The sequence below is a fragment of the Dehalococcoidia bacterium genome (assembly GCA_028711995.1).
Lineage (GTDB): Bacteria > Chloroflexota > Dehalococcoidia > SZUA-161 > SpSt-899 > JAQTRE01.
Genome location: JAQTRE010000171.1, coordinates 1 through 5323 on the forward strand (window position 1 = coordinate 1; position 5323 = coordinate 5323).

Sequence of the window (5323 nt, forward strand, 5' to 3'; positions counted from 1 at the left end):
GTGCAGGTTCCGCACTGGATGGAGGTGAGCAGCTTCTCCCGATCCGGCGCAACCTGAGCAGCGAAATTGTGGTCGATCATTTCCCGGGTAAGGTCGAACGCTTTTTCCACCATTCTGTGACCTCCTCTTCGCGCCGAAGATTGCCGAGAATTCGATTGGCTGGAGATTTGAGCGGAAAACAGACCCCGTCTTCGGGAAAGCCGGGTTATCTTCATAATAGGCAAATGTACCCTAACAAGCTAGGCGATAAATTCCCACTTCCAGGGGAAGAACACCCTATTTTGGCGGGAAAAACACCCCAAAACACGTTCGCCGCGTTAGCCCCTTGAGCTTCAGCTCCTGCGCAAAACAGCCAGAAGTTTCACCGCAGAGTCTGCAGAATGACTTCCTTGATGGACAAACCGTATATCCTTTCCAGGCATAAAAAAAGAGGGTGCCTTTTCGGTCACCCTCTTCTCGTTCCCTCTGACTGACCCGAGCCTCACTCCGGCTATAATTTCCCGAAGTAACCTCCCGAAAGACTTTCCGGGGTGAGTCCGCCTGAGTTTTCTCGGGTTGCTCAGGCCTGGGCTCAATGCTTGGGACGGTTGTTACGGGCTTGGCTCAGTCTCCACTTCGCCCTGCCTCATCAGCAGGGCTGGCTGAATTTCCAGCCACACTCCGTACCATTTCTGAAGCGTCATGGTCCACCTCCTCTTCACCGTATCCCCTTCCACCCAGCTTCCGTGTATATATTATACCACACCACGATGCCTCAAAACTCGATATCCCTAGGTCAAGCTCGAGGATTTTTCCCCAGCTTGCGGATCGGCCTTAACTGAAGTATATTCTCTGCCGACACTCCTTTTTCGTGATATTCTATGAATGGCTCCCAATCCTCCCATGGACGATGACAACACATGCACTATAAATTCATCACGCTGCTCGCCGTCTTTTTGACTCTGCTTCTTGCGAGCTGCGGCAGTAAAGACAATCCTGATCCACTTGCTGAAGACCCATCTTTGGGCGTGCCTCAAGGAAAGGTCTTGTTCCCTGAAGATGAGTATCCGCACCATGAACCAATCGAATGGTACTACTGGACAGGTCATCTCCAGACCGAGGAAGGACGCTGGTTCGGCTATGAGCTTGTTTTCTTTGTGCTGGACCTTCGTGAACAGGGAAGCCTGATCAGCAATCCAGCGATCAGTGGCATACTGGAGAAGTTCGGGGGTAAGGCGCTTGTCCTCAACCATGCCATCACCGATATCGAGGACGGGAGCTTCCATTACACCGGCGGCTTTGCACTCAGAACGGCACCCCAGCCAGGCAAGCCGGTTCGATTCGAGAGTAGCGGCTCATTCGCCTTATTGGATAATGGGAGCGATACCCTGCACGGCGAAGTGGATGACTATGTAATCGATCTGAATCTGGATAGCCTCAAACCGCCCGTTCTTCAACACGGCGATGGCTATCACGACTACAGTTTCGGGGGATACACCTACTACTACTCCCGTGAGCGCATCCATACCACCGGAACCATCACCATCAATGGTGTGGCCTATGCGGTCAAAGGCACGTCATGGTTCGACCATCAGTGGGGACAACTGGACGCCGTGATCGATGTCGGATGGAACTGGTTCGCTATTCAGCTGGATGACAACCGAGAGATTATGCTGTTCACTGTCAACTCGGACAACCGGACCGTCCTGCTCGGAGGTTCGTTAACCTCATCCGACTGTCTGACCACCGAGATCTCACCGGAGGATATGGAAATCACTGTGCTGGGAACATGGAGCAGCCCTCACACTTCCAAAACATATCCAAGCGGCTGGCACATTCGGGTGGACGATATCAATATGACCCTCACGCCCGTCATGAAAGATCAGGAACTGGTCTCTTCCTACAAGACCTACTGGGAAGGCGACTGCGAGGTCACCGGCGATGTGACCGGAAGGGCATATGTGGAATTGACCGGCTATTAGGAGGGTGCTGAAAAGGCTGACTCAACCCCCGATCTCAGTCGAGGGCAGGCCCCCTAGCCCCCAATCGTTGGGGGAACTTTGTAGGGGCGTATAATGATACGCCCCTACCGGGACACCCCCAGACCCCCGGAAGGAGGAATCCTTCATCTCTTCTTTAGCAGAATGCTAGGGCCTGAGCCCACCCCCTTCTCATATCTGCTTGTCCACGCCCGATGACTGAGGGAAGACGATCTCCGGTTATTGAATCAACGCCTCCTTCACTCCTTTTCCATCTTGGGCGGCACGTGTATCAATCCCTTGCTGATGGCGTATTTGATAAGATCGGTGCGATTGTGAAAGCCCAGCTTCTCCATGATCCGTTCCCTGTGCCGCAAGACCGTTTTGACGCTGGTAAAGAGCATCTCCGATATCTCACGGTTGGTGCGTCCCTCGGCAACAAGCTGCAGCACTTCTCTTTCCCTGTCCGTGAGCCGCTCATAGTCACTCTCTTTCCCCCGGGACTGCATCAGAAACTGCTCGATCAGGGTCATGGTAGCCGAGGGATAGAGGAAAGACTCCCCCCGATGAACGGCACGGATGGCGGAAACCAGTTCCGGAGCTGTGGTCGTCTTGGGAAGATACCCCCGAGCCCCGGCTTTGAGCAAGGAGAGGACATATTCGCTTTCTTCATACTGGGTGAGCACGAGCACCCGCGCATTAGGGCTCTCTTTCTGAATTCGGCGGGTGGCTTCCACTCCGCTCATGATGGGCATAGCAACGTCCATCAGCACCACGTCCGGTCCAAGCTGATTGACCTTTTCGATCGCTTCCCTGCCGTCGGATGCTTCGCCAACAACCTCAACCTCCTCATAGTTCTGCAGCAAGGCACGAATCCCCTCTCGAAACAGCGCGTGGTCATCCACTAGCAGCACTTTTATCCTGGACATCATCCTTCCCCCATTCTACCGGAATTTCGACCAAGATCCGAGTTCCTCGACCGGGCTCAGTATCGATGGTCACAGTCCCGCCCAGCAGCTCAGCGCGTTCCTTCATACCCAACAACCCAAACCCCTGCTTGGCTCTGGCAGCGCCGAACACCCGCGAAAGGTCAAACCCTATCCCATCATCTTCCACCTGAACGGCTATGCTCTTCTCCTTGAACTCAAGACCGATATACGTACTCTCTGCCCTGGCATGACTGGCAACATTGGTGATCGCTTCCTGAATGATGCGAAAGACCGATATCTCCACCGGCGGAGGCAACCTCTTCTCTTCTCCAACGATTTCCAGGTAGCCTTCTATTCCCGCCGCCTCCAATGAGGTGTTGATGCACGACCGCACAGCAGCGGGTAAACCCAGATCATCAAGAAGGGTCGGCCTCAGATCATGGATGAGACGGTGCACCTCTTTTCGTGTAGCAACCAGAAGCCTTTTCATCTCCTCAAGCTTCGGTCCGATATCCTTAGATGCCGACCTTGATGAGGTAGGAAAGGCCTCCAGTTGAATCCCGATAGTTGCCAGGGCTTGGCCCGTCACATCGTGTAAACCGCGGGCCACTCTCCGGCGTTCATCTTCCTGAGCCGAGATGATCTGCCTCAAAAGCTCCGTGCGCATTTCTTCCTTGGCCTGTAACTCCTGGTACAGGCGAGCGTTCTCAATAGCCATCCCCAACTGGTTGCCAATGGCAGTCAGCAGATCGACTTCCTCATCGGAGAACTGCCTTGGCTCCCGGCTGGCGATATTCAGTACGCCAACAACATTCTCCTTGGCCTTCAAGGGCACACTGACAAAGGCTGCCAAGCCTTCCTCGCTCACCACCCGCCGGGTAATCCTAGTGTCTTTAGAGAGATCGTTCACCACCAGCGTTTCCCCCCGCTGAGCCACCAGGCCGGCTATTCCTTCCCCCAGACCAAGGCCGGAAACCCCGTTGACAAACTGCCCCGAGAGACCTCTATGAATCCGGTAGGAAAGGGTTTGCGATTCCTCATCGAGGAATAGAACGCCCCCGACTTCGGCCTTGATCAGTTCCAGTATCTTATCGAGAGTCGTGCTGAGAATCACATCGAGGTCAAGGGTCTGGGATACGGTACCGGCAATGGCATTAAGCGCATAGAGATGGCGATTCATCTGGAGGATTCGTTGTTCCAGCTCTTTGCTCTCGGTGATGTCCCGGGCAAACTCCACTACCTGGGTGATGTTGCCGCTGGAATCGCGCAGGGGTGAGGCGCTGACTTCGATGTATCTCTCCTGTCCGGCGCCGTTCTGATCGGTGTGATGAAGGTGAATCGCCCGGGCGGGGACCCCGGTTTGCCACACTCTACTGACGGGACAATCACACAAAGGAGGCTGACAGGGATGACTTGATCCATGCATCACCTCATAGCAATAGCGTCCGACAATCTCTCCGTTCTTGCTCTTGAGATGGACCTTCCGGTTCGCCTGCACGATGCGAAGTTGCCTGTCAAGCACCATCAACTCCCCGTCAAGGCTATCGATGGTGGTCTGCAAGAAACTTAAGGATATACTGAGATGGTCTCTGGATTCCTCCAACTCCCGGTTTTTTTCCTCGATTTCCTTTAAGGCATCTCTCAAGCGGGAGCGCATGAGTTCGTAGGTGTTCACCAACAAACCTGTTTGCAGTCCTACTGTAGGAGATGTGCGCCTGAAGAGCCCCGCCAATTTGGTGCGCGCTGCCAGGGACACGGTCTTCACGGTGCTCATGAAAACGATGAGGCTGAGGCTGGCCAGCGTTCGGGCTTTGTACAGAAGGCTCTCTGCTCGGTTCACTATCCCCTCCCGATTTGCCTTGCTGCTACGAGGTTTTTCTATTCTAGCATGGGTCAGGCGGAAAAGTAAAAATGGGCTTCTTTCCTCACACTCCGTGGATTCTTGACCGTCGCGTCACGAGTTTTTTCAACAAAGGCCAAGGCTAGAACTCAGAGGAAGGCCAGTCCAATATCAGCAACGCAAGCACCATGACAATATTGACAAGAACGCCGATTCCCCCTTTGTCAGGCAGCCTCTGCAGTTTCTTATCCCAGAAAAGTATATAGCTGACAACCGAAAATGCGGCCGAACCCACCATCAGCGGTTGCCACCAATCCTGTTTGAGGAATACACCTGCGCCGTCAGCCACAAAGGCGATGGCAGCCAGTACGCACGAAATGCTTGCCAGTAATCTTGTTGTTTCATCCCCCAGACGCTTGGAGAATGCCCACGAGCCATCCGGCCAAACCATCCCCGGCTGAAGCTCAAATAGCCTCCGGCTCTGTCCGAAGTACAACAGATGAACAAAGCCATGCAGCACGAGGAATATGCCGAACACCAACCTGAGCAACGGACACCTCCTGTCTGTTGATAAGACGCCTTTTGAGGAGACGACC

At 54.1% G+C, this 5323-nt stretch carries 4 protein-coding genes; 1 reads left to right on the forward strand and 3 read right to left on the reverse strand.

The window, feature by feature from the left end; translation table 11 throughout:
* Positions 1 to 899 precede the first annotated feature (899 nt).
* A complete protein-coding gene (locus tag PHV74_14720; GenBank protein MDD5095610.1) occupies positions 900 to 1961 on the forward strand; it encodes a lipocalin family protein in 1062 nt (353 codons plus the stop codon).
* A 257-nt stretch (positions 1962 to 2218) separates the two neighbouring features.
* Here the strand turns inward: PHV74_14720 and PHV74_14725 are convergent, their stop codons facing one another.
* The 3 genes from PHV74_14725 to PHV74_14735 form a co-directional block, all read right to left on the reverse strand.
* Entirely contained in the window at positions 2219 to 2890 is a 672-nt protein-coding gene (locus PHV74_14725; protein MDD5095611.1) for a response regulator transcription factor, read from the reverse strand.
* Entirely contained in the window at positions 2856 to 4727 is a 1872-nt protein-coding gene (locus PHV74_14730) for a GAF domain-containing protein (GenBank protein ID MDD5095612.1), read from the reverse strand. The genes PHV74_14725 and PHV74_14730 overlap by 35 nt, the downstream gene beginning before the upstream one ends.
* Before the next feature lie 142 nt (positions 4728 to 4869).
* The coding region (locus PHV74_14735) for a hypothetical protein (protein ID MDD5095613.1) at positions 4870 to 5323 on the reverse strand (454 nt) is incomplete at its 5' end.